Raw genomic sequence first — 21,187 nt, 5'->3', positions numbered from 1 at the left:
ATCCTCAGGATGGGACGGCGGTCTTGCGCTCGACGTATTTGCCGAAGCGCTCGATGCCATAGTTGACGACGAAATAGAGCGCTCCGGCAAAGAAGTAGAACTGGAGGCTCATGAAGTTGCGGGAGATGATCTCCTGGGTGCGCAGCAGCAGCTCGGCAACGCCGATCACCGACAGCAGCGTCGACGCCTTCACCATCTCGGCGGCGGTGTTCACCCAGGCCGGCAGGAACTGGCGCAGCGCCTGCGGCCACAGCACATAGGCGAAGGTCTGTCCGAAGGTGAGGCCGATCGCCTTGGCCGCCTCGGTCTGCCCCTTGGGGATCGCCTGAAGGCCGCCGCGCACGATCTCGCCGACATGCGACGAGCAGAAGACCGCGAGCGCCAGCACGCCGGCCGAGAAGGGATCGAGGTTCACCCCGACGGCCGAGGAGACGTAGTAGCTCGCCAGCACCAGGACCAGCACCGGCGTGCCGCGGATGATGTCGGTGTAGACGCGGAAGATCGGGCGTATCAGGCGGTTGCCATAGGTGAGCGACAGGCCCACCAGCACGCCCAGCACCGACCCCGCGAGGATGGCGAGAAGCGAGATCGATACCGTGAGGCCGAGACCGGAGAGGATGACATTGCGGGCGAGCCACAACTGGTCGAGGAAGGATGGGGTCATGGCGTCACCTCGGCAGGGCCAGGCGCCGCTCGATGCGCCGCATCAGCGCGGCGATCAGGGCACAGGTGGCGACATAGAGCGCCGAGGCGACGATCCACGTCTCGATCACCCGGAAGCTCTCGACGTTGATCTTGCGCGCCTGGAAGGTCAGCTCCGGCACGGCGATGGCGGCGGCAAGCGAGGTGTCCTTGAACAGCGAGATGATGGTCGAGGACATCGACGGCAGCACGTTGCGCAGCATCAACGGCGCGATGATGGTGGTGCGGATCTGTATCGGCGTCAGGCCGATCGCCAGCCCGGCCTCGGTGAGGCCCTTGGGGATGGAGAGAAGCCCGGCCCGGAACACCTCCGCGAGATAGGCGCCCGAGTAGATCGCCAGCACCGCGACGAAGCTCTCGACCTTGTCGAGCCTCACGCCCATCTGCGGCAGCGCGAAATAGGCGAACAGCACCAGGACCAGGATGGGCAGGTTGCGGATCAGCGTCACATAGGCCGTCGCCGGCCAGGAGGCGGCACGGTATTTGGAAATCAGGGCGAAGGCGACGGCAAGGCCGATCGCCGCGCCGATCAGGATCGATATGACGGCAAGGCCGAGGCTGAGCGCCAGCCCCTCCAGCAGCCGGTCGAAGTTGCGCCAGACCACGGCGAAGTTCAGCGTATAGCCCATGGTGCCTCGCTGCATGCAAAGGAGGAGAGCGGAGGTTCCCCCTCCGCTCCACCAGAACTACTTGAACTCAACCGGAAAGCCGATCGCCGGCGGCGGCAGGTCCTTGCCGAACCAGGTCTTGAACGACTTGGCGTAGAAATCGAACTCCACGCCGGTCATCGCCTCGTGCAGCGCCGTGTTGACGAAGTTCAGCCAGTCCGGATCGCCGCGCTTGACGCCGCAGGCATAGGTTTGCGGGTTCCAGCCGTAGCCGGCATCCTTGTAGCGGCCGGGGTTCTGCGCCATGTACCAGGCGAGCGACGACTGGTCGGTGGCCACCGCGTCGGAGCGGCCCGATTCCAGCGCCTGATAGATGAGATCGACCGAGTCATACTGGTCGACCTTGGCCTCCGGCAGGGCGGCGTGCACCATGTCCTCGGCATAGACGTTCTGCAGCACCGACACCGTCACCGACGACCCCGCCGCCTTCAGCGCGGCATAGTCGGCATACTGGCCATCGCCCTTCAGCATCAGGCCGACGCCCTCGCGATAATAGGGAATGGTGAAGGCCACCTGCTGGGCGCGCTCGCCGGTCACCGTCATGAACTGGCAGGTGATGTCCACCTTGTCGGTGGTGATGTTGGGAATGCGGGCGTCGGACGACTGGATCACATACTCGATCTTGTCGGGATCGCCGAACAGAGCCTTGGCGATGATGCGGCCCATGTCGACGTCGAAGCCCTGCAGCTTGTCGTCGGCGCTCTTGAAATGCCAGGGCGCGTTGGTGCTGCCGGTGCCGAGCACGAGGTGGCCGCGGGCGAGCACGTCATCGAGCTTGCTGGCAGCCTGCGAATAGGCGGACGTCGACAGGAGAAGGAAGACCGATGCGGCAAACATGCCGCCGGCGCGGAAGGTGGCGTTCATTCTGTTCCCCGTATTGCTGATCACGCATCAGATTGTCCAATATATCGGACATGAGTCCGTGTTATTGGATTGACGTATTGAGATACAGGGTCCATAGATTGTCAAGAGCGCATTGGGAGAACTCGCAATGGCCCGACGGGTCCGAACATTGCCGGGATCCTGACGGTCATTCACGCCGCAGATCGGAATGCTTCAGATGGAAACCTTTGCCGACAGCCTCGACACGCCGAGCGTGGTGGTCGATCTCGATCTCGTCCGCGCCAACATCCGGCGCTTCCAGGCCTATGCCGACGCGAACGGCTTCAAGGTCCGGCCGCATATCAAGACCCACAAGCTGCCGCTGATCGCCGACATGCAGATCGCCGCCGGCGCCATCGGCATCACTTGCCAGAAGGTGTCCGAGGCGGAGGCGATGGTGGCGGGAAGCTCCGCCATCACCGACGTGCTGATCACCTACAACATCGTCGGCGCCGAAAAGCTCGCCCGCCTCGCGGCGCTGGCCCGGAAGGTGCGCCTCTCGGTGGTGGCCGACAGCGCCGATGTGGTGGACGGCCTCTCCCGGACCTTCGCGGGCGAGGCGTCACCGCTCCGGGTGCTCGTCGAATGCGACACCGGCGCCAACCGCTGCGGCGTCGCCTCGCCGGAGGATGCTGCGGCGCTGGCCCGACGGATCGCCGTGGCGCCCGGCCTTGCCTTCGGCGGCCTGATGACCTATCCGCCGGCCGGCGGCGAAGCGGCTGTGCAAGATTTCATGAGCAAGGCCAAGGCGCTGATCGAGGCGGAGGGTCTCACCGTACCGGTGATCACGTCAGGCGGCACGCCGACCATGATGCATGCGGCCGAGGCGCCCGTCGTCACCGAATATCGCCCCGGCACCTATGTCTACAACGACCGCTCGCTGGTGATGCGCGGCGCCTGCGGCTGGGACGACTGCGCCCTCACCGTGCTCGCGACGGTGGTCTCGGTGCCCGCCGCCAACCGCGCCATCATCGACGCCGGCTCGAAGGCGCTCACCTCGGATCTCCTGGGGCTCACCGGCTACGGTCACGTGCTCGGCCGCGACGATCTCGCCATCGACCAGCTGTCGGAAGAGCACGGCCGCCTCGTCAGCACTGGGCCGATCGGCCTCAAGGTCGGCGACCGCCTGCGCATCGTCCCCAACCACGCCTGCGTGGTGACCAACATGGTGGACGAGGTCTACCTGATCGAAGCCGGCCAGCCGGCGCCGCGCAAGGTGCCGGTCGCCGCGCGCGGCCGCATCAGGTGAGAAAAACCGAGGGCTGAAAAGCATCGGCGGCCCAGCCGGACATCCGGTGGGCCGCCGTATTCGTTTGTCGCGTCTCGGTGGCGCCGAGGGTTCAGCCGATGCTGCGCAGGCCGCGCGAGGCGGTGACGCGGGCACGGGCGACGCGCGGATCGATCTGCTGGAACTGGGTGAGCGCGTCGTTGCGCTGCCAGTTGTCGAGCCGGTGCTTCCACGGGCCGCACTTCAGCATTTCCTGCACGGTGGCGAAGCGAAGGCCGAGCGCCCGCGCCATCACCACGAAGGGTTCGGTATCGACCCGCACCAGCCAGTGCTTGGCCTCCTCGATGTCGAGGTCGGTGAGCAGCGCAAAGGCGGCCACCACGTCGGCGAAACGGTCCTCGACGGCATACTGGCAGAGCAGCTCCTCGGAGACGATCCGGCGTCCGCCCTGCTGGCAGATGCGCTCCCATGCCGACTCGAAGTCATAGAGGCCGAGCCAGTAGGAGTTGGAGAGCCGCGCCTCGGCTAGGCGGGCCGCTTCGGCGAGATTGGCTTCGAGGTCGTCGCTGGCCTCGCCCATCACCGTCGAGCGCACCTGATCGACCGCCTTGCCGATCACCTGCGAGATGATGGCGTCCGGCGTATCGGGGCGGCGACCCAGGATTTCGGCGGTGCGCGAGTCGCTGAGCGCCTGCTGCACGATGCAGGCGAGCGCGATTTCACTGAGGCGGGCGCCATAGTTGCCGGCGACGAGGCGGCGAACTTCGACGTCGCCGCGGCTCACCACGATATCGACGACCCGCTCGCTCAGCACCGACCGCTGGGCGATGGCCTTGAGGTGATCGGGGCCCTTCTCCTCGGCGATGGCCACAAGGTCATGGTCGTTGAGCACCGGCGACTGCTTCAGCACCGGCGAGGCGACGGCAGCCTCGTCATCCCTGGCGAACTTGCGGACGGCCCGCTCGGGCGCACGCCGCAAGGGGGCGATCTTCTCGGCGGCAAAGATGCGCGCCTCGGTCTCCACCATCTCGGACAGGCGGGTGATGACGTCGTCATAGATTTCGATCTGCTCGAGCGTGCAGCGTTCGGACGTGAAGGCGAACAGCGAGGACACACCCTTGAGCAACTCATTCTTGCGATCGGGCGAAGGATCGAGCGCAAGACTCTTGAAGTCGACCAGATTCGTTTCGAGCATTCCGGCACCACCCACAGAAAGCGTAACCGCTAAGTTAGCCTCCACAAATGGATATCGCTTTCACGAAATGCGTAGAATTTTACCGAAGTGCCGAGGGCGGCTCAGCGCTCGGCCGAGCCGTCGAAGCGGAAGAAGCGGCCGGAGGTTTCGAGCGTCAGTTCGTCGATCACCTTGGCGATGCCATGGGCGCTGTCAGTGAGGCTGAGCGGCGCCACGCCACCATCCTCAGTCGGGCCGACCGCGCCCGGATGGATCAGCGCCACCGCCACGCCGGCCGGCTTGATGTCCGATGCGAGCGACTGCATCACCCTCACCACCGCCGCCTTGGCCGCCTGCCGGGCATCGTTGTCGAGGAGGTCGAGGCTGTGCACGTCGCCGATCGGCAGGATGGTGGCGATCTTGCCGCCGCGTGTCATGTTGGACAGCGCCGCCTGCGCCACGAACAACGGCCCGGTGGCGTTGACCTGCAGGGTGGAGCGGATGCCGCCGCCCACCATGTTGCCGCCCGGCGCATAGCCGGTGCCCATCAGCATGCCCGTGGTGTTGATCAGGATGTCGATCCGCTCCGAGAGCCGCGCCGCCAGGTTGACGACGACGCTGGTCGCCCGGACATCGAGGGGGATCAGCCGCATGCGATCCGGGTGCGCCGCCTGCATCGCCAACAGCGCCTCCGGCACGACCAGACCGGGGCGGTGGACGGCGAGAACGCGCGCGCCACGCTCGTGATAGACCCGGACGAGTTCGAGGCCGATGCCGCGGCCGGCGCCTGTGATCAGAACCGTCGGTGTCATGACGCCCTCCACGCACCCAACCAGATCGGCAAGCGCATGTTCCAGCCCATCGTGGAGCCTGGGACACGCGCGACGACAAAGCCGGACGGCGCCCGGCATGGCCCGCCACCCGGCAAGACGGCCGAGGCGGACGGCCGGCATCATGGCGACCCGAGGGCAACCGCGCATGAGTGGAAAGACTTATCGGAACATTACTGTAGCGAATGAACCGGAGGCTGAGGTTTTCCGGCAACGGTCGTTCGCCACCTGAGGTTTCGGGTCGACCTAGATATGGATGTCTGGTCGCCGGGGACGATCGGAACCGGCACGCATCCCGGTTTGCGACGGCAGCTCGCCGAACAGGTCGGCGTAGTAGTGCGAGAAGCGACCGAGGTGCCAGAAGCCCCAGCGCACGGCGATTTCGGACACCGAAGCCCTGTTGTCGCGATTGAGGAGGTCGCGCCGGGCCCCGTTGAGCCGCTGGTCGCGCATCCAGCTTCCGGGACCTCGCCCCACGGTGTTGATGAAGGCCTGACGCACGACCTGCTCGGGCAGGTCGATCTGGCGGCAGACCTCGGCGACCGACAGCGGGTCGCGCCCCGCGCCGTCGAAGTGATCGCGAACCAGGCGGAAGACCGCCCAGTCCGTCTGCGAGGGCGAGGCGTGTTGTCGCGGCCCGCGCTTCAGGCCGCGTAGGTAGGACAGTCGATCGGTGATCATGGCCGGCAGGAAAGATGCCATTTCGCTCATGCCGGCACCCGCCTCGGGAAAGGCCATCAAGAGCGACAGCAGCCAGCTGGCGATGGCATAGGTCTCCAGGCCCGTCGAAACCGGGCTGACGGGCCAGACGCCGGCCCCCTCTGCCTGCTGGTGCGGATCGTCATACTCCACGAAAACCACGTCGCAGCCGGCCGGCATGGCGGCGTGAAACTCCTCGCCGCCGGCTAGAAAGCAGGAGCTCTCCGGCGTGATCGCCTCCGCGTTCATCCGCCATGCCGCCGTCTGCCTGAGCGACTGGAGGAAGACGGAGCGACCGACGGGCGGCGAGGTGCGCTGCTCCACCGCGACATTGATGGTTTCGCGCGTCACCTTGACGCCGCCGAGGCTCAGTCGGCGCACCTCTCCATGATAGGCCCCGGGGCCCATCTGCGCATAGCGTTGCGTCCAGCCATCCAGCGCCGCTTCCTGTTCGGAGCCGTCGGAAAACTGCCGCTGAATGAGTTCGTGGCGCCCGCCTGCCATGTTGCCCTCCGCGAAAGGACATCGGCTAAACTGACATGTGAACGCTCCTAAGGCATGGCCATTTTCTAGGCATTTGGCGTTTTGAAACTGGATAGCGTGGGCGGCCTAGTCAGTTTTACGGTCAGGTAAACCCACTATGGAGACCTGCCGTGTTGAAACTGACGCATGTCGCTTTTGGCGCATTCCTCGTCGCCGCGCCGGCCGCCCTCGCCGAAGACGCCTTCACGCCGGAACAGGTGTCGGTGAAGGAGGCGATTGATCCCGGCCCGAACGTCTTCGTCTACCAGGAGGAATGGAAGGGAGCCGGCTCGATCGCCGTCTTCGCCCAGGACAGTCTCAAACTGAAGGGCCTGATGTCGACGGGGGCCATGGGGCAGATGCTGGTGGCACCCGACGGCAAGACGGCCTGGGCGCAGTCGTCCTTTCTGAAGCGCATCGTCTACGGCCCGAACGAGCAGGTTCTGCAAACCTTCGACATCGACAAGCTCACGGTGAAGGGCGAAGCCATCCTGCCGCCCAAAGCGGCCATGGCCCTCGGCTACTCGGCCCTGCTGCGCCTGTCGACCGACGGCAAGCTGATCTTCGTCCAGAACGCGACGCCCGCCTCGTCGGTGACGGTCGCCGACGCGGCCACCGGCGCCACCTTGCAGGAAGTCCCGACGCCGGGTTGCTGGGGGATCTATCCGCTGCCGGGCAAGAGCGGCTTTGCCACCATCTGCGGCGACGGCACCTTCTCGACCGTGACGGTGTCCGCCGATGGCAAGACCGCCTCGGCGGAAGCCTCGGCGCCGATCTTCGATCCCGACGCCGACCCCATCTTCATCGAGGACGAAAGCTACGACGGCGCCCTCTACTTCGTGTCCTACAAGGGCGTGCTCTACAAGCTCGACCCGAGCGGCAAGACGGTCGCCAAGCTCGAGACGACCGAGCTGACCGCCGGCGTGGAGGGCGGCTGGGCGCCGGGCGGCTACCAGCTGATGAGCATCGCCCCCAAGGCCGGCGTCTTGTTCATCCAGATGCATCCGGATGCCAAGGACGGCAGCCACAAGTTCGTGGCAAAGGAAATCTGGGCCTACGATCTCAAGGCCAAGAAGGTCCTGTCCCGCTCCAAGGTGGAGGACGTCGCCTCCCTGGTGGCGTCGAAGTCCGACACGCCACTGGTGTTCGGTTCGACCGAGGTGGGCAAGCTCTTTCGCTTCGAGACCGATCCGGCGGCCGGCTATGCCCTGAAGTCGGCCGGCGAGACCGCCCTCACCGGCTTCCCCCTCACGCTCGATCTGGTGGAATGATGGAAAGCTCCTGGCCCTCCCTCGTGGCCGGCGTGGCCACCGCCTTCACGGCGATCCTCTACGCCCGCGCCAGCCTGCACAAGCTGTTCGACCTCACGGCCTTCTCCGGCTTCGTCGAGGACTACCAGCTGGCGCCCCGCGCCTGGTCGAAGTCGATCGCGGTGGCGCTGGCGCTTCTCGAAACCACCATTGTCGCCGCCCTCGTCGCACCGATGACCCGCCCATTCGGGCTTCTCATCGGGGCCGCCCTGCTGGCGGTCTACGCCGGCGCCATGGCGATCAACATCCGGCGTGGCCGCAGTTACGTCGAATGCGGCTGCGGCGGACCGGTTCAGCCGATCAACGGGGCGACCCTCATGCGCAACGGCGCACTCATGGCGATGGCGCTTCTCGGCCTCGTCGCCCCCGGCAACGGCCTCGGCGCGGCGGAAGCCTTCACGGTAATCGCCGGCGGCGCCACGCTGTTCATCGGCTTCCTGCTGGTCGAGCAGATGATCGCCAACGCCTCCCACCTCAAGACCCGGCACTGATAAGGACACGAACCGCATGAACGCTCTCATCTTCGCCGTCGCGCTTCTCTGGGTGGTGGTCGTCGCCCTGATCGTCGCGCTCTTCGCCCTCGCTCGCCAGGTCGGCGTCCTGTTCGAGCGCATCGCCCCCATGGGCGCGCTGGTCAACGACTCCGGCCCGCAGGTCGGCCAGGCCTCGCCATTGTTCCAGCTGCCGAGCCTCAACGGCGGTCAGGTGTCCATCGGCCCGCGCCAGGGCAAGGCCACGCTGGTCTTCTTCCTGTCGTCGACCTGCCCGATCTGCAAGAAGCTGCTGCCGATGCTGAAATCGGTGCGCCAGTCGGAAACGGCGATCGACGTGGTGCTGGCCTCCGACAGTGAGGAAGCCAAGCTGCGCCGCTTCATCGCCAGCGCCGATCTCAAGGACTTCGCCTTCGTCAACTCCACCGAGCTCGGCCTCGCCTATCGCGTCTCCCGCCTGCCGTTCGCCGTGCTGATCGGCCCCGACGGCGTGATCCGCTCCAAGGGCCTGATCAACAGCCGCGAACAGCTGGAAAGTCTGTTCAACGCCCATGAGCTCGGCGTGTCGTCGATCCAGTCCTACCTCGACCAGCCCGCCGCCCTTCGCGGATGAACCGAAAGGAGCCTGACGTGTTCAACCTCATCGACAAACTGACCGGCTGGATGGACAAGATGGCCGAGGGCAGCGCCCGCCGCATGGCGCTCAGCACCGGCCGCCGTTCCTTCCTTGCCCGGACGGGTGCCGTGATCGTCGGCGGCGCCCTGCTGCCGGTCCTCCCCTTCGACCGGACCTTCGGCGTACTGCCGGCCAACGCGGCGGAGTCGGACGAGTTTTCCTGCGAGTACTGGCGCTATTGCGCCCTCGACGGAAACCTCTGCAACTCCTGCGGCGGCACGCTGACGCAATGTCCGCCGGGGTCGGAGGCCTCCAAGGTGTCCTGGGTCGGCACCTGCAAGAACCCGGTCGACGGCAAGGACTATCTGGTGTCCTACAACGACTGCTGCGGCCGCAGCGAATGCGACAACGCGCCCTTCTGCAACACCAACCAGGGTGAGCGCCCCGGCTACCGCATGGGCCTGCACAACGACATCAACTGGTGCATGGCCAATGCGTCGGTGGGCTATCATTGCACCGTCGCCGTGCTGGTGGGACTGGCCGAATGATCCGCAGCATGTGTCTTGCCGCCGCGTTTTTCGCGGCGGCCGTTCCCGCCTCGGCCGCCGACGGAACGGCGGTATTCGAAAGCGTCTGCGCCGCCTGCCATCAATCGGGCGGAACCGGAACGCCCGGTCTGGCGCCGCCGCTGGTCGACCCCGCTCTCTGGCAGCGGCTCGGCGACAAGGCTCCGGATTACGTCGCCAACGTCATGATCGGCGGCCTCACCGGCACCATCACCGCCGGCGGTCAGGGCTACTATGGCCTGGCCATGCCGAGCCAGGCGCATCTCACCGACGAGGAGCTGCTGGCCGCCGCCAACCACGTGCTCCAGGATCTCGCCGGCACCAAGCTCTCGGTCACGCCCGACTTGATCTCTGCCGCCCGGGCCGCGCCGCTCGGCCACAAGGCGCTGATCGCCCTGCGCAAGGGAGGGACACCATGACTTCCGGTTCTGCCCCGGTCCTCGTGGGCGTCGCGCTGGTCGCCGGTCTCATAGCCGGCAGCGTCGCCATCGCGGAAACGCCGCACCGCCAGCCGCGAACCAACTTCATCCTGCGCTGCGTCGGTTGCCACGGCATGGACGGGGCAGGCAGCGAAAAGGGCGGCATCCCCGATTTCCGCAACTACGTCGGGGCGTTCAGCCGCGATGAAGCGGGCCGAACCTATGTGATGCACGTGCCCGGCGTGGTGAACGGGGGTCTCAGCAACGCCGAGATCGCCGAGGTCATGAACTATGTGATGACGACCTTCGGCGGCCCGTCGCTGCCCGAGGACTACCGCCCCTTCGACAAGGCGGAGGTCGACCGGCTGCGCGCCGTTCCGGTCAAGGATGTCGTCGCCCTGCGCCGCGAACTCGCCGCCTCGCTCGCCGAGCAGGGGATCGCCACGGCCGGCTATCCCTGGCCCTGAGGCGCGCCGCAACAGGCGCTTACGGCGCCTGTTCTTCGCCGCCGGCATCCCACGGCCAGGGGCCGTTGGCATCCTTGAGACGCTTGCGGGCGCCCTTCAGGATCTTCTCGAAATTCTCGCTGAGCGGCTCGTCGAGCGCCTGCTCCAGCAGGATCAGCACGGCGTCGAGCGCCCAGACCTCGGCGTCGTCCTCCAGCGTCTCCTCGATGCCCTCGGCATTCTCGTCGTCGACGACGCGGGCCAGCCACTCGTGCAGCACGATGGCCTCGTCGCGGCTGATGGTGAGGGTAACGGTGTCGGCCATGGTCTACCTCGTCGCAACGATGAACAGTCTCGGAAATCTCAGGAGCACGCCGCCGCCCTTGAGCGGCGGATAGGCCTCGGCCACTCTCTCGGTGTAGGCGGCAAGGAAGTCGGCCACCTCAGCCTCATCGAGTGGATCGAGGAAGGGCTTGAGGCCGGTGGAGCGCACCCATTCCACCACCGCCGCCGCATCGGTGAGCGGGTGGTTGTAGATGCTGTGCCAGATGTCGAGCCGGCGGCAGTGCGGCTTCAACGCCTCGTAATAGGCGCGAACCGGTGGCAGCGGCGCCCGTGCCGCGTTCCTCAGCTTGTCGGCCCAGCGCCCTGCGGCGGCCACCTCGGCCATCAGGGCATGCGAGGGCTCGGCGACATTGTCGGGCATCTGTACGGCGAGTACGCCGCCGGGCGAGAGCTGGCCCAACAGCCGGACGAACAGATCGATATGACCCGGCAGCCACTGGAACACGGCGTTGGCGAACATCAGGTCAGGCGGCGTGTCCGGCCTGAAGCCGGCGGCGTCGGCCAGGCGGAACTCCACGTCCGGCAGCCGCGCCCGCGCCTTGTCGAGCATGGCCGGCGACGTGTCGATTCCCAGGTGCCGCGCTGCCGGAAAGCACTCCACCAGGAGTTCGGTGGAGTTGCCCGGCCCGCAGCCGATGTCCACCACGAAGGCCGGATTGGCGAGCGGCACCGCATTGACGAGATCGCGGGCCGGCCGCGTCCGTTCGTCCTCGAACTTCAGGTAGGTGTCGGGCGACCAGTCGGCCATGGGAGCGGTCTCCTCGCTGGGGTCGGAGCAAGCACTAGACCAAAAGCCGCCACCGACCAAGCCATGTGAGGCAACATGTTGGCCGCTGCCGCCACTATCGCCCTTCCGCGCCGAGTTGCCGAAGCAGGCTGCGGTTGTCGGTGCGCACAAACTCCTCGATCAGGCGGCCCTCGTCATCGACGCGGAATATGTTGATCATGTCCCACGTGACCGTCTCGTTATTCGGCTGGACTGGACCGATGGGAGACATTGCAAACTCTCGGACGAAGCGACCCTCGATCCAGGTCTGACAGGCCACCTCATTGCCCTCGACAATGACAATTCCTCGACGGATCGAGAGATCATCGAACGCCGCCCGAAGCGCGGCGAAATAATCCTGGAGCCCCCCGTAGTCACTTTCAAAGCCATCCGGACCGTGAAAGCGAAACCTCGCCGGATCGAAATAGCTCGCTATCTCCTCGGGCGAGGCACCGCGGATTTCGGCTTCGCCGGCTGCAATGACGCGGGTGACCAGTTCTTCGCGCGATAGTTTGGCAGGCATTGAATGTTCCTTTTTGGAGTGGGGCCAGGGAGATCGTCGACGAACGCGCTGTCACGTTCGTGGACCTCCAGATCGATTGCCTGATGGAAGCTAGTCAGGTTAGAACCGTTGCACTAGTCAGACCAATCTGCATGATGTCGTGAGAGTTCTTCACCAATGGCGAGACCTACGCTGTCCGACCTCGCGGCATTTTGTGCCATCGCCCAGTATCGGAGCTTCCGGCGCGCCGCCGAAATGCTCGGTGTGTCGCGCTCGTCGCTCAGCCACGCGATGCGCTCCCTCGAAACCGATCTTGGCGTTCGGGTTCTTCACCGCACGACCCGAAGCGTTTCGCCCACCGAAGCTGGCGAGCGTTTGCTTAGGCGCTTGGTGCCTGTGCTGCACGAGCTGGATGAAGCGCTGGATGCCGTTGGCGAACATGACGGACAACCGGCTGGCACGCTTCGAATTAACGGCAACGAAGCGGCCATTGGCTTGTTGTTGGAGACAATTGTTCCCCGGTTCCTCAGCCGTTACCCACGAATGGCGGTCGATCTCGTCGCGGAGGGACGGCTCGTCGACATCGTCGAGGAGGGGTTTGATGCGGGCGTACGGCTCGCCGAAGCGGTGCCCCAGGATATGATCGCCATTTCTCTCGGGCCTGATGTTCGGTTCGTTGCGGTCGCCGCGCCCGCTTATCTCGAAAATCGAGAGCCGCCGTCCTCTCCCGACGATCTCAAGGAGCACAGCTGCATCCGACACAGGCTTCCGAGCGGCAAACCGTATCGCTGGGAGTTCGAGCGGAAGGGCCAGCGAATCGTCATCGATGCTCCCGGCGCACTCACGCTTAACAGCATACAGTTCATGGTCGACGCAGCTGTAAAGGGCCTTGGAATCGCCTATGTGCCGGAGTCAGCGGCGCTGGACCTTTTGAAAGAAGGCAGACTGGTCATCCTGCTGGAGGACTGGAGCCCTTTCATACCCGGCTTGCGGCTTTACTACCCTGGACACCGCCATGTCCCGCCGGGATTGCAGGCCTTCATCAATCTTGTCAAAGAACGGCAAAAGGATCGCTAGCTGGAGCGCGACCACGCTCTCTTACGCGGCGTGCCTTCCGTCCAGCTTGAGCTCGGAAAGAGCGCACATGTTCAGGACGCCGCTCGAAAGCTGATCGCCGCTCAAAAGATGCGCGTTGTCTTCCAGAAGCTCTGGAACGACGGCCAGTATGCGTTCTCTCAGGATATCGAGATTGGGCGCTTCGGTCACGAGACCAGGGATGTCGGCACTCGTTGCAACCTGAGAAACGGGCCGCCGACATCGCCGGCGGCCCGTGGTCGCATCACCGCGTCAGCGGCTTGTACTTTACACGGTGTGGGTTGACGGCGTCGGCGCCGAGGCGGCGCTTCTTGTCTTCCTCGTAGGACTCGAAGTTGCCCTCGAACCATTCCACGTGGCTGTCGCCCTCGAAGGCCAGGATGTGGGTCGCGAGGCGGTCGAGGAACATGCGATCGTGGGAGATGATGACCGCGCAACCGGCGAAATCCTCCAGGGCGTCCTCAAGGGCGGCCAGGGTTTCGGTGTCCAAGTCGTTGGTCGGTTCGTCGAGCAGCAGCACGTTGGAGCCCGACTTGATCATCTTGGCCATGTGCACGCGGTTGCGCTGGCCGCCGGAGAGCGAGCCCACCTTCTGCTGCTGGTCGCCGCCCTTGAAGTTGAACGACGAGCAGTAGGCGCGCGAGTTCACTTCTTTCTTGCCGAGATAGATCACGTCGGCGCCGCCGGAGATTTCCTCCCAGACGGTCTTGTTGGGGTCGAGCGCGTCGCGGCTCTGGTCGACATAGCCGAGCTTCACCGTCTCGCCAACGATGATCGAGCCGCTGTCGGGCGTCTCCTGGCCGGTGATCATGCGGAACAGCGTCGTCTTGCCGGCGCCGTTGGGGCCGATGATGCCGACGATGCCGCCCGGCGGCAGCGAGAAGCTGAGGTCCTCGATGAGCAGGCGATCGCCATAGCCCTTGTTGAGGCCCTCGACCTTGATGACGTTGTCGCCGAGGCGCGGGCCGGGCGGAATGACGATCTGGGCGTTGGTGACCGTCTGACGCTCCTCGTTGCGCTTGAGCAGCTCGTCATAGGACTTGATGCGCGCCTTCGACTTGGCCTGACGGGCCTTGGGGCTGGCGCCGATCCACTCGCGCTCGCGCTCCAGCGCCCGCTGCTGGGCGGCCGCCTCGCGGCCCTCCTGCTCCAGGCGCTTCGACTTGGCCGTGAGATAGGCCGAATAGTTGCCCTCGTAGGGAATGCCGCGGCCGCGGTCCAGCTCCAGGATCCAACCGGTGACGTTGTCGAGGAAGTAGCGGTCGTGGGTGACGATCAGCACGGCGCCGGGGAACTCGCGCAAATGCTTTTCGAGCCAGGCAACCGACTCGGCGTCCAGGTGGTTGGTCGGCTCGTCGAGGAGCAAGAGGTCGTGGTTCTCGAGGAGCAGCTTGGCGAGCGCCACGCGGCGCTTTTCACCGCCCGAGAGCGTGGAAACGTCGGCGTCGCCCGGCGGGCAGCGCAGCGCGTCCATCGCCATCTCGACCTTGCTGTCGAGGTCCCAGAGGTTCTTGGCGTCGATGATGTCCTGGATCTTGGTGGCCTTCTCGGCATTCTCGTCCGAGTAGTCCATCATCAGCGCGTTGTATTCGTCGATCAGCGCCTTGTCCTTGGCGACGCCGAGCATGACGTTGCCGAACACGTCGAGATTGGGGTCGAGCTGCGGCTCCTGCGGCAGATAGCCGACGGTGGCGCCCTTGGCGAGCCAGGCTTCGCCGGTGAACTCCTTGTCGAGCCCGGCCATGATCTTCAGCAGCGTCGACTTGCCCGAGCCGTTGGGGCCGAGAACGCCGATCTTGGCGTCCGGGTAGAACTGCAAGTGGATGTTGTCGAGAACCTTCTTGCCGCCACCGTAAGACTTGGTGGTGCCGTGCATGTAATAGATGAACTCGCGCGCCATGGCGTATCGACCTTCCGGTGGGCGGGTTTGCGTTTGGCCGGTGTTCTAGAGCATCCGCCCGCCGAAGGGAAAGCAAAAATGCGGACGGCCACGGCCGAGGCGACGCACCGTGAACTCGCGGCGCAAGACAACGATGAGCCCCGAATTAATCAAGATTTGGCGGCTGCGATGAACAAATCCAAGAGAGAATTCTCTGATTTCTCAAAACAAAGGTTGACTACCTCAGAGAAAATCCCTATCTGACGCCCATCGATCTTTTCTTGCCGAGCTTTGCTTACGACGCGGTTGGCATCGCGTTTTGAACGAACCCTCCCTTTAAAGCATCGTTATCACCACACGCGGCGTTTCTGCGCCGCGATCTTCATTCATGCTAGGAAAGGGTTCATCATGACCACTGGCACCGTAAAATGGTTCAACTCCACCAAGGGCTTCGGTTTCATTCAGCCGGATAACGGCGGCCCGGACGCCTTCGTCCACATCTCGGCCGTCGAGCGCTCCGGCATGCGCGAACTGGTCGAAGGCCAGAAGGTCAGCTACGAGCTGGAAACCGACAAGCGTTCGGGCAAGCAGTCGGCCGGCAATCTGCAGGCTGCCTGACGGGATCTGCTCTCCCTTGACCACGGATGTACTGGCATTGCGAGAGTGGGCACCAACGAGGTCAGGCAGCATTGCCTGGCCTTTTTTATTGGCACGGAGATTTCCATTGTCCGAGCAACACAGCAAGTCGCGCCAGCAAGCCGAAATCGCCTTCGGCAAGACCCAGTCGCAGTTCTTCGCCCGCGGGCAGGCCTTCGAGGAAATCGACGCGATCACCGCCGCCCGCACCGAAAAGACCGCTCGGCTGCGCGAGGCCCGCCTCGCCAAGGAAGCTGCGGACAGCCTCGCCTTGGCCATAAAGCCGGCGCAGAAGCGGCCCGGCAGATCCTGACCGCAACCTAAGGCAACTCCAGCAAAAGTGGGAACCGGTTTTGCGTCCGGAGTTGCATCTGAATAAGAAGACGGAGCTTTTCAGGTGAACCTGAGTTCAGCGGAAAAGCTCCAACTGAAAACAGGACGAGAGATTTGAAAGCTATCAAGAACAAAGACCTGAACGACCGCCGCGGCAACGCCAAGGACGCCAAGGCGGCCCAGCTTGAGGCCTATCGCGCCGCCATCGCCGCTGCCGCGCCGAACCGCGAAGCCAGGCAGGCCGAGCGCATGGCGATCGCCGAGGCCCGGGACGCGCGCCGCGCCGAGCGCGAGCGGCTGAAGCTCGAGGAACAGACTCGCATCGCCGCCGAGGCGGCCGAGCGGGAGGCCGCCATTGCCGCTGCCGCGCGTGCCGAAGCCGAAGAGCGCGAAGCCGCCAACAAGGCCCGCATCGCCCGCGTCTTTGAAGACGAAGCCGCCCGCAAGGCCGAGCGCGATCGTCGCTACGCCGCCCGCAAGGCACGCAAGGCCGGATAACGGGCTCCGCCCGAAACTTTTCGGGCCACCCCCTATCCTTGCAATATGTCCGCCAGCGAGGCGCTGCTTTCCTCTGTTTCCGTGAGGTCGAGTTCGGCCTCGATTTCCTTGAGGTGATCGATCATCAGCGCCTTGGCGCGCACGGCATCGCCGCTGACGATGGCGTCGGTGATCAGGCGGTGATGATCGACGCCACAGAAGTGAACGCGGTGGCGGCGATAGAGCAGGATGGTCAGCGACGTGCGGGCCACCAGTTCGCGCAGCAGGCTGTAGTAGAGCTCGTGGTCGGCCATTTCGGCCACCAGGAGGTGATATTCACCCGATAGGCGGATGGCCGCCCTGTGGTCGCCGCGCGCCTCGGCATCGGCCTCCGCTGCGAGCTGATCGTCGAGCCGAACCCGCCAGGTCTCCGACCGCGCCTTGACCGCCCGCTCGACGATCGCGCCCTCGATCAGGCAGCGCGCCTCGAAGGTTTCGCGCGCCTCGCGCGGCGACGGGCTGGCAACGAAGGCGCCCCGGTTCTTCTCGATCTCGACGATGCCCTCATGGGCGAGCTGCTGCAATGCCGCCCGTACCAGCGTGCGCGAGGCGTCGTAGATCTGGCCGATCTCGTCCTCGCCGAGCTTGGTGCCCGGCAGCAGGCGATGCTCCAGGATCGCCAGCAGCAGGCCGTTGCGGATGCGCGAGACGCGGTCGGGCGCGCCGGTCGAGGACGTGTCTGTCGCCATGATCCCTGTCGTTTGGACACCGCCGCGGCGCGGCAGGAATGCACCCATCGTAGCGACTGATATTGCATCCCTCAAAGGGAATTTTTGTATACGATCACTTCGTTTATGTATTCAATATGCCGGAAAATCGGGCGAAGTTTACGAATGTGATCAAATTCTAGTCAAACTACGTATGAGCCGGCGAGTAAGACAAGCATCTGATCGGAAAGGATTTTCCCTCCACCTCTCTCGCAAATCCCTCTGGCACAGCTCTTGCGAAATCGTAAACACCGCTCGCCGAGCAGACCAGGGGGTCAGATGCCGAATCCAGCCGCGCTCGAACTGGTGGCGCTTTCCAAGCGCTACGGCGCGACCACCGCCGTGGACGCCATCGACCTGCGCATCGCCGCCGGCACCTACTGCTGCCTGCTGGGGCCGTCGGGCTGCGGCAAGTCATCGACGCTGCGCATGATCGCCGGCCACGAGGCGGCGAGTGAGGGCGACATCATCCTCGGCAACCAGAACGTCACCGACCTGCCGCCGGCCCGGCGCGGCACGGCCATGATGTTCCAGTCCTACGCCCTGTTTCCCCACCTCACCGTCATCGACAACGTCGCCTTTGCGCTGAAGATGCGCGGCGTCGACAAGGCGACGCGCCGCCGCCGTGCCTCCGAGCTGCTCGACCTCGTCGCCATGACGCCCTATGCCGGCCGCCTGCCGACCCAGCTCTCCGGCGGCCAGCAGCAGCGCGTGGCGCTCGCCCGCGCCCTCATCACCGAACCGCAGATCCTGCTGCTCGACGAGCCGCTGTCGGCGCTCGACCCCTTCCTGCGCATCAAGATGCGCGCCGAGCTGAAGCGCCTGCAACGCGAGCTCGGCATCACCTTCATCCATGTGACCCACGGCCAGGAGGAGGCCATGGCGCTGGCCGACCTTGTTGTGCTGATGAACGGCGGCCGGATCGAGCAGATGGGCAGCCCGCGCGAGGTGTTCAACCGGCCGCGCACCGCCTTCGTCGCCCGCTTCATCGGCGGCCACAACGTCATCGATACGAGCAGCGGCGCCATCGCCGTGCGCGCCGACAAGCTGGCCTTGCGTCCCGCTGAGAGCGGGCCAGGCATCGCCGGCACCGTCACCGACGTCGAGTACCAGGGCACCTTCGTGCAGGTCGTCGTCAAGTCCGAAGCCGGCGAGGAGCTGATCGCCCACCTCGGCGAAGCGGCTTTCGACGCTCGGCCGGTCGCCGTCGGCGACGGCGTCACCGCCACCTGGGACGGCGCCGAGGCGCACGTCCTTGAATGACACGACCGGGCGGCATCTGCCGTCCGGCGGAAATTCCCTGCTTTCGCGGATGCACCAGCGGCTTGCGGACCAGGGATCAGGCGTCTCGGCGGCTCAGGGATTGGCCGCTGGAATAGCCGCCATCGCCGACCTCATGAGAGGCGGCCCAGAGGGGAGAATGAAACCATGACCGAGACCACGACCACGCTTTCCGCCGGCCTCAGCCGCCGGTCGCTGCTCAAGGGAGCCGCCGGCGTTGCCGGCCTCGCCGCCGGCGCGGGAGCCATCACCGGCTTTCCCTATGTCAAGGCGTCGGAGGAGAAGGTGCTGCGCTACCTCGGCACCGCCGTCAACGAGGGTGACGCCATCTCCAAGAAGTGCTTCGAGGACACCGGCATCAAGATCCAGTACATCACCGCCACCACCGACGACGTGACCAAGCGCGTGATGACCCAACCCAACAGCTTCGACGTGCTCGACACCGAGTATTTCAGCCTGAAGAAGCTGGTGCCTTCCAACAACATCCTTCCGCTCGACGCCAAGAAGATCAAGGAGTTCGACAACATCACCCCGGTGTTCACCAAGGGCGAGCTGCCGAGCGGCAAGAAGATCGGCGACCAGGGCACGGCGCCGTGGAAGGTGCTCTATCTCGAAGGCCCGGATTCCGACGTCTTCGCCAAGGCGCCCACCGAGTGGGTCACCCTCATCCCCACCGTCTACAACGCCGACACGCTGGGCATCCGCCCCGACCTGATCAAGCGGCCGATCACGAGCTGGGCCGAACTGCTCAACCCCGAGTTCAAGGGCAAGGCGTCGATCCTCAACATCCCCTCGATCGGCATCATGGACGCCGCCATGGTGGTCGAGGCGACCGGCCAGTACAAGTATCCCGACAAGGGCAACATGACCCGCGACGAGATCGACCTGACCATGAAGATCCTGACGGAAGCCAAGAAGTCCGGCCAGTTCCGCGCCTTCTGGAAGGACTTCAACGAGAGCGTCAACCTGATGAGCTCGGGCGAGACGGTCATCCAGTCCATGTGGTCGCCGGCCGTCACCAAGGTGCGCTCCATGGGCATCCCCTGCACCTTCCAGCCGCTCAAGGAAGGCTACCGCTCCTGGGCCTCGGGCTTCTGCATGTCCAAGGGCGTCAAGGGAGCCAAGCAGGAATGGGCCTACGAGTTCATCAACTGGTTCCTGTCGGGCTTCGCCGGCGGCTACCTCAACCGCCAGGGCTACTATTCGGCCGTCCTCTCCACCGCCAAGGCCAACATGGAGCCCTACGAGTGGGCCTACTGGATGGAAGGCAAGCCGGCCGAGAAGGACATCCTCGCCCCCGACGGTTCGCTTCTGGAGAAGGCCGGCGCCGTGCGTGACGGCGGCTCCTACGACGACCGCATGGGCAACGTCGCCTGCTGGAACTCCGTCATGGATGAGAACGACTACATGGTGAGGAAGTGGAACGAGTTCATCGCCGCTTGAGCCTGACCAGAAACTCTACTGGGCCGGGCATCTAGCGTAGAACGCTGCGCTTCCGGTGCTCACGGGCCTTGAGCCCGCTGCGCTCCGGTTCTCGCGCTCGTCGCCATCTGCCGCGCCCCAGCGAGTTTCAGATCAGGCTCTCAGGTCGAGCCTCGCTAGGCTCCTTCCCGTTTGGGGAGGGGCCGCCCAAGCCCCGTCCATCCGACGAAAGCCGCCGCCCATGCAGGAAACCTCAGGCCGCTCCACCTTCATAGCTTGGTTGCAAGCCGGCCCGCTGGCGCTGGTCTTCCTCGCCTTCTTCGTGCTGCCGCTGGTGTTCGTCGTCATCGTCAGCTTCTGGGACTACAACGACTACCAGATGCTGCCGGTGCTCTCGGGGCGCGGCTACACCGACAGCTTCGAGGGCTGCCTTGCCGAACTGCCCGGCCTCTGCACCATCGCCCGGACCTATCTGCAAACCCTGAAATTCTGCGCCATCGTCTGGGCGGCGACGCTGGTGATCGGCTTCACCGTCGCCTATTTCCTGGCCTTCGAGGTGAAGTCCAAGGAGTGGCAGATCATCCTGAGCCTGATCTGCACCATCCCCTTCTGGACCTCCAACGTCATCCGCATGATCGCCTGGATCCCGCTGCTCGGCCGCAACGGGCTGGTCAACTCCTTCCTTCTCGCCATAGGCGCCATCGACGAGCCGCTCGACTGGCTGCTCTATTCGCAGTTCTCGGTGATCCTGGCGCTCGTCCACCTCTTCACCTTCTTCATGGTGGTGCCGATCTTCAACTCGATGATCCGCATCGACCGCTCGCTGATCGAGGCGGCCTATGACGCCGGCGCCACCGGCTGGCAGACGCTGTGGAACGTCATCGTGCCGCTCTGCAAGCCGGGCATCGTCATCGGCTCGATCTTCGTCATCACCATCGTCATGGGCGATTTCGTCACCGTCGGCGTGATGGGCGGCCAGCAGATCGCCTCGGCCGGCAAGATCATCCAGACTCGGCTCGACGCGCTGCAATTTCCGGCCGCCGCCGCCAACGCGGTGATCCTCCTCGGCGTCACCTTCCTGATCATCGCCGCGCTGACCAAGCTCGTCGACATCCGCAAGGAGCTCTGACC

At 65.1% G+C, this 21,187-nt stretch carries 25 protein-coding genes and 1 pseudogene; 14 read left to right on the top strand and 12 right to left on the bottom strand.

All coding sequences use genetic code 11. The annotated features are described in order from the left end of the window. Nucleotides 1–4: 4 nt before the first annotated feature. From CXZ10_RS07640 to CXZ10_RS07630, 3 genes are read right to left on the bottom strand one after another with little or no spacing between them, the layout of a single operon-like run. Entirely contained in the window at nucleotides 5–664 is a 660-nt protein-coding gene (locus tag CXZ10_RS07640) for an amino acid ABC transporter permease (RefSeq protein ID WP_101288562.1), read from the bottom strand. A 4-nt stretch (nucleotides 665–668) separates the two neighbouring features. After that, nucleotides 669–1,331: an amino acid ABC transporter permease gene (locus CXZ10_RS07635; RefSeq protein ID WP_101288561.1), complete on the bottom strand. Its 663-nt coding sequence runs from the start codon at nucleotides 1,329–1,331 to the stop codon at nucleotides 669–671. Between the two features lie 57 nt (nucleotides 1,332–1,388). After that, on the bottom strand, nucleotides 1,389–2,234 hold the full coding sequence (locus tag CXZ10_RS07630) for a transporter substrate-binding protein (RefSeq protein ID WP_101288560.1): 846 nt from the start codon (nucleotides 2,232–2,234) through the stop codon (nucleotides 1,389–1,391). Between the two features lie 196 nt (nucleotides 2,235–2,430). On the opposite strand from CXZ10_RS07630, the gene CXZ10_RS07625 reads away from it, so the two are divergent. Next, entirely contained in the window at nucleotides 2,431–3,501 is a 1,071-nt protein-coding gene (locus tag CXZ10_RS07625; RefSeq protein ID WP_101288559.1) for a D-TA family PLP-dependent enzyme, read from the top strand. Between the two features lie 91 nt (nucleotides 3,502–3,592). Here CXZ10_RS07625 and CXZ10_RS07620 read toward each other — a convergent pair whose 3' ends face one another. The 3 genes from CXZ10_RS07620 to CXZ10_RS21895 form a co-directional block, all read right to left on the bottom strand. Beyond that, nucleotides 3,593–4,675: a DUF2336 domain-containing protein gene (locus CXZ10_RS07620; RefSeq protein ID WP_143741494.1), complete on the bottom strand. Its 1,083-nt coding sequence runs from the start codon at nucleotides 4,673–4,675 to the stop codon at nucleotides 3,593–3,595. 101 nt (nucleotides 4,676–4,776) lie between these two features. Next, entirely contained in the window at nucleotides 4,777–5,466 is a 690-nt protein-coding gene (locus CXZ10_RS07615) for an SDR family NAD(P)-dependent oxidoreductase (protein ID WP_180335909.1), read from the bottom strand. Nucleotides 5,467–5,730: 264 nt separating this feature from the next. Then, complete coding sequence (locus CXZ10_RS21895) at nucleotides 5,731–6,687, bottom strand: helix-turn-helix domain-containing protein (RefSeq protein ID WP_101288556.1); 957 nt, start codon at nucleotides 6,685–6,687, stop codon at nucleotides 5,731–5,733. A gap of 149 nt (nucleotides 6,688–6,836) precedes the next feature. On the opposite strand from CXZ10_RS21895, the gene CXZ10_RS07605 reads away from it, so the two are divergent. Genes CXZ10_RS07605 through CXZ10_RS07580 form a run of 6 tightly spaced genes read left to right on the top strand, consistent with a single transcriptional unit; the run spans nucleotide 6,837 to nucleotide 10,574 of the window. Continuing rightward, nucleotides 6,837–7,976 carry an amine dehydrogenase large subunit gene (locus CXZ10_RS07605; RefSeq protein ID WP_101288555.1) on the top strand — a complete coding sequence of 380 codons (1,140 nt, stop codon included), beginning with the start codon at nucleotides 6,837–6,839 and terminating at the stop codon, nucleotides 7,974–7,976. Next, nucleotides 7,973–8,506, top strand: a complete 534-nt coding sequence (locus CXZ10_RS07600; protein WP_101288554.1) for a MauE/DoxX family redox-associated membrane protein — start codon at nucleotides 7,973–7,975, stop codon at nucleotides 8,504–8,506. Before CXZ10_RS07605 ends, CXZ10_RS07600 begins: the two co-directional genes overlap by 4 nt. 16 nt (nucleotides 8,507–8,522) lie before the next feature. Further along, entirely contained in the window at nucleotides 8,523–9,119 is a 597-nt protein-coding gene (gene mauD, locus CXZ10_RS07595; protein WP_101288553.1) for a methylamine dehydrogenase accessory protein MauD, read from the top strand. Nucleotides 9,120–9,136: 17 nt separating this feature from the next. After that, the gene (locus tag CXZ10_RS07590) at nucleotides 9,137–9,670 is read left to right on the top strand and encodes a methylamine dehydrogenase light chain (RefSeq protein ID WP_210199874.1); all 534 of its coding nucleotides are present in this window, start codon (nucleotides 9,137–9,139) and stop codon (nucleotides 9,668–9,670) included. Further along, a complete protein-coding gene (locus tag CXZ10_RS07585) occupies nucleotides 9,667–10,107 on the top strand; it encodes a c-type cytochrome (RefSeq protein WP_101288552.1) in 441 nt (146 codons plus the stop codon). Before CXZ10_RS07590 ends, CXZ10_RS07585 begins: the two co-directional genes overlap by 4 nt. Next, nucleotides 10,104–10,574 carry a c-type cytochrome gene (locus CXZ10_RS07580; RefSeq protein ID WP_101288551.1) on the top strand — a complete coding sequence of 157 codons (471 nt, stop codon included), beginning with the start codon at nucleotides 10,104–10,106 and terminating at the stop codon, nucleotides 10,572–10,574. The genes CXZ10_RS07585 and CXZ10_RS07580 overlap by 4 nt, the downstream gene beginning before the upstream one ends. A 19-nt stretch (nucleotides 10,575–10,593) precedes the next feature. Here the strand turns inward: CXZ10_RS07580 and CXZ10_RS07575 are convergent, their stop codons facing one another. From CXZ10_RS07575 to CXZ10_RS07565, 3 genes are all read right to left on the bottom strand, one after another. Continuing rightward, nucleotides 10,594–10,878: a hypothetical protein gene (locus tag CXZ10_RS07575; RefSeq protein ID WP_101288550.1), complete on the bottom strand. Its 285-nt coding sequence runs from the start codon at nucleotides 10,876–10,878 to the stop codon at nucleotides 10,594–10,596. Nucleotides 10,879–10,881: 3 nt separating this feature from the next. Continuing rightward, entirely contained in the window at nucleotides 10,882–11,646 is a 765-nt protein-coding gene (tam, locus tag CXZ10_RS07570) for a trans-aconitate 2-methyltransferase (protein ID WP_101288549.1), read from the bottom strand. A 94-nt stretch (nucleotides 11,647–11,740) separates the two neighbouring features. After that, nucleotides 11,741–12,187, bottom strand: coding sequence for an ester cyclase (locus CXZ10_RS07565; RefSeq protein WP_101288548.1), 447 nt, complete (start codon nucleotides 12,185–12,187; stop codon nucleotides 11,741–11,743). A 156-nt stretch (nucleotides 12,188–12,343) separates the two neighbouring features. On the opposite strand from CXZ10_RS07565, the gene CXZ10_RS07560 reads away from it, so the two are divergent. Further along, nucleotides 12,344–13,243 (top strand): LysR family transcriptional regulator, encoded by a 900-nt coding sequence (locus CXZ10_RS07560; RefSeq protein ID WP_101288547.1) that lies wholly within the window; start codon nucleotides 12,344–12,346, stop codon nucleotides 13,241–13,243. Nucleotides 13,244–13,264: 21 nt separating this feature from the next. On the opposite strand, the pseudogene CXZ10_RS07555 reads toward CXZ10_RS07560, so the two are convergent. Together CXZ10_RS07555 and ettA are read right to left on the bottom strand one after the other, a co-directional pair. Then, nucleotides 13,265–13,450 (bottom strand): annotated as a pseudogene (locus CXZ10_RS07555) (DUF1902 domain-containing protein); the annotation flags it as partial. Between the two features lie 55 nt (nucleotides 13,451–13,505). Further along, entirely contained in the window at nucleotides 13,506–15,161 is a 1,656-nt protein-coding gene (gene ettA / locus CXZ10_RS07550; protein WP_101288545.1) for an energy-dependent translational throttle protein EttA, read from the bottom strand. A 387-nt stretch (nucleotides 15,162–15,548) separates the two neighbouring features. On the opposite strand from ettA, the gene CXZ10_RS07545 reads away from it, so the two are divergent. From CXZ10_RS07545 to CXZ10_RS07535, 3 genes are all read left to right on the top strand, one after another. After that, complete coding sequence (locus tag CXZ10_RS07545; protein ID WP_101288544.1) at nucleotides 15,549–15,758, top strand: cold-shock protein; 210 nt, start codon at nucleotides 15,549–15,551, stop codon at nucleotides 15,756–15,758. Nucleotides 15,759–15,864: 106 nt separating this feature from the next. Continuing rightward, a complete protein-coding gene (locus CXZ10_RS07540; protein WP_101288543.1) occupies nucleotides 15,865–16,089 on the top strand; it encodes a hypothetical protein in 225 nt (74 codons plus the stop codon). A 134-nt stretch (nucleotides 16,090–16,223) separates the two neighbouring features. Continuing rightward, nucleotides 16,224–16,607 (top strand): DUF6481 family protein, encoded by a 384-nt coding sequence (locus tag CXZ10_RS07535; RefSeq protein ID WP_101288542.1) that lies wholly within the window; start codon nucleotides 16,224–16,226, stop codon nucleotides 16,605–16,607. 32 nt (nucleotides 16,608–16,639) lie between these two features. Here CXZ10_RS07535 and CXZ10_RS07530 read toward each other — a convergent pair whose 3' ends face one another. Continuing rightward, nucleotides 16,640–17,335 carry a GntR family transcriptional regulator gene (locus CXZ10_RS07530; RefSeq protein WP_101288541.1) on the bottom strand — a complete coding sequence of 232 codons (696 nt, stop codon included), beginning with the start codon at nucleotides 17,333–17,335 and terminating at the stop codon, nucleotides 16,640–16,642. A 297-nt stretch (nucleotides 17,336–17,632) separates the two neighbouring features. Between CXZ10_RS07530 and CXZ10_RS07525 the strand changes: the two genes are divergently transcribed. The 3 genes from CXZ10_RS07525 (at nucleotide 17,633) to CXZ10_RS07515 (ending at nucleotide 21,185) form a co-directional block, all read left to right on the top strand. Beyond that, nucleotides 17,633–18,616, top strand: a complete 984-nt coding sequence (locus CXZ10_RS07525) for an ABC transporter ATP-binding protein (RefSeq protein ID WP_101288540.1) — start codon at nucleotides 17,633–17,635, stop codon at nucleotides 18,614–18,616. 165 nt (nucleotides 18,617–18,781) lie between these two features. Beyond that, nucleotides 18,782–20,077 carry an ABC transporter substrate-binding protein gene (locus CXZ10_RS07520; protein ID WP_101288539.1) on the top strand — a complete coding sequence of 432 codons (1,296 nt, stop codon included), beginning with the start codon at nucleotides 18,782–18,784 and terminating at the stop codon, nucleotides 20,075–20,077. 220 nt (nucleotides 20,078–20,297) lie between these two features. Beyond that, nucleotides 20,298–21,185: an ABC transporter permease gene (locus CXZ10_RS07515; RefSeq protein WP_101288538.1), complete on the top strand. Its 888-nt coding sequence runs from the start codon at nucleotides 20,298–20,300 to the stop codon at nucleotides 21,183–21,185. The last annotated feature ends 2 nt before the right edge of the window (nucleotides 21,186–21,187 follow it).

The organism is Pleomorphomonas diazotrophica, assembly GCF_002844595.1.
Taxonomy (GTDB): domain Bacteria; phylum Pseudomonadota; class Alphaproteobacteria; order Rhizobiales; family Pleomorphomonadaceae; genus Pleomorphomonas; species Pleomorphomonas diazotrophica.
The sequence above is the reverse complement of the archived record's forward strand: the minus strand, read 5'-3'. Positions and strand labels throughout refer to the sequence as shown.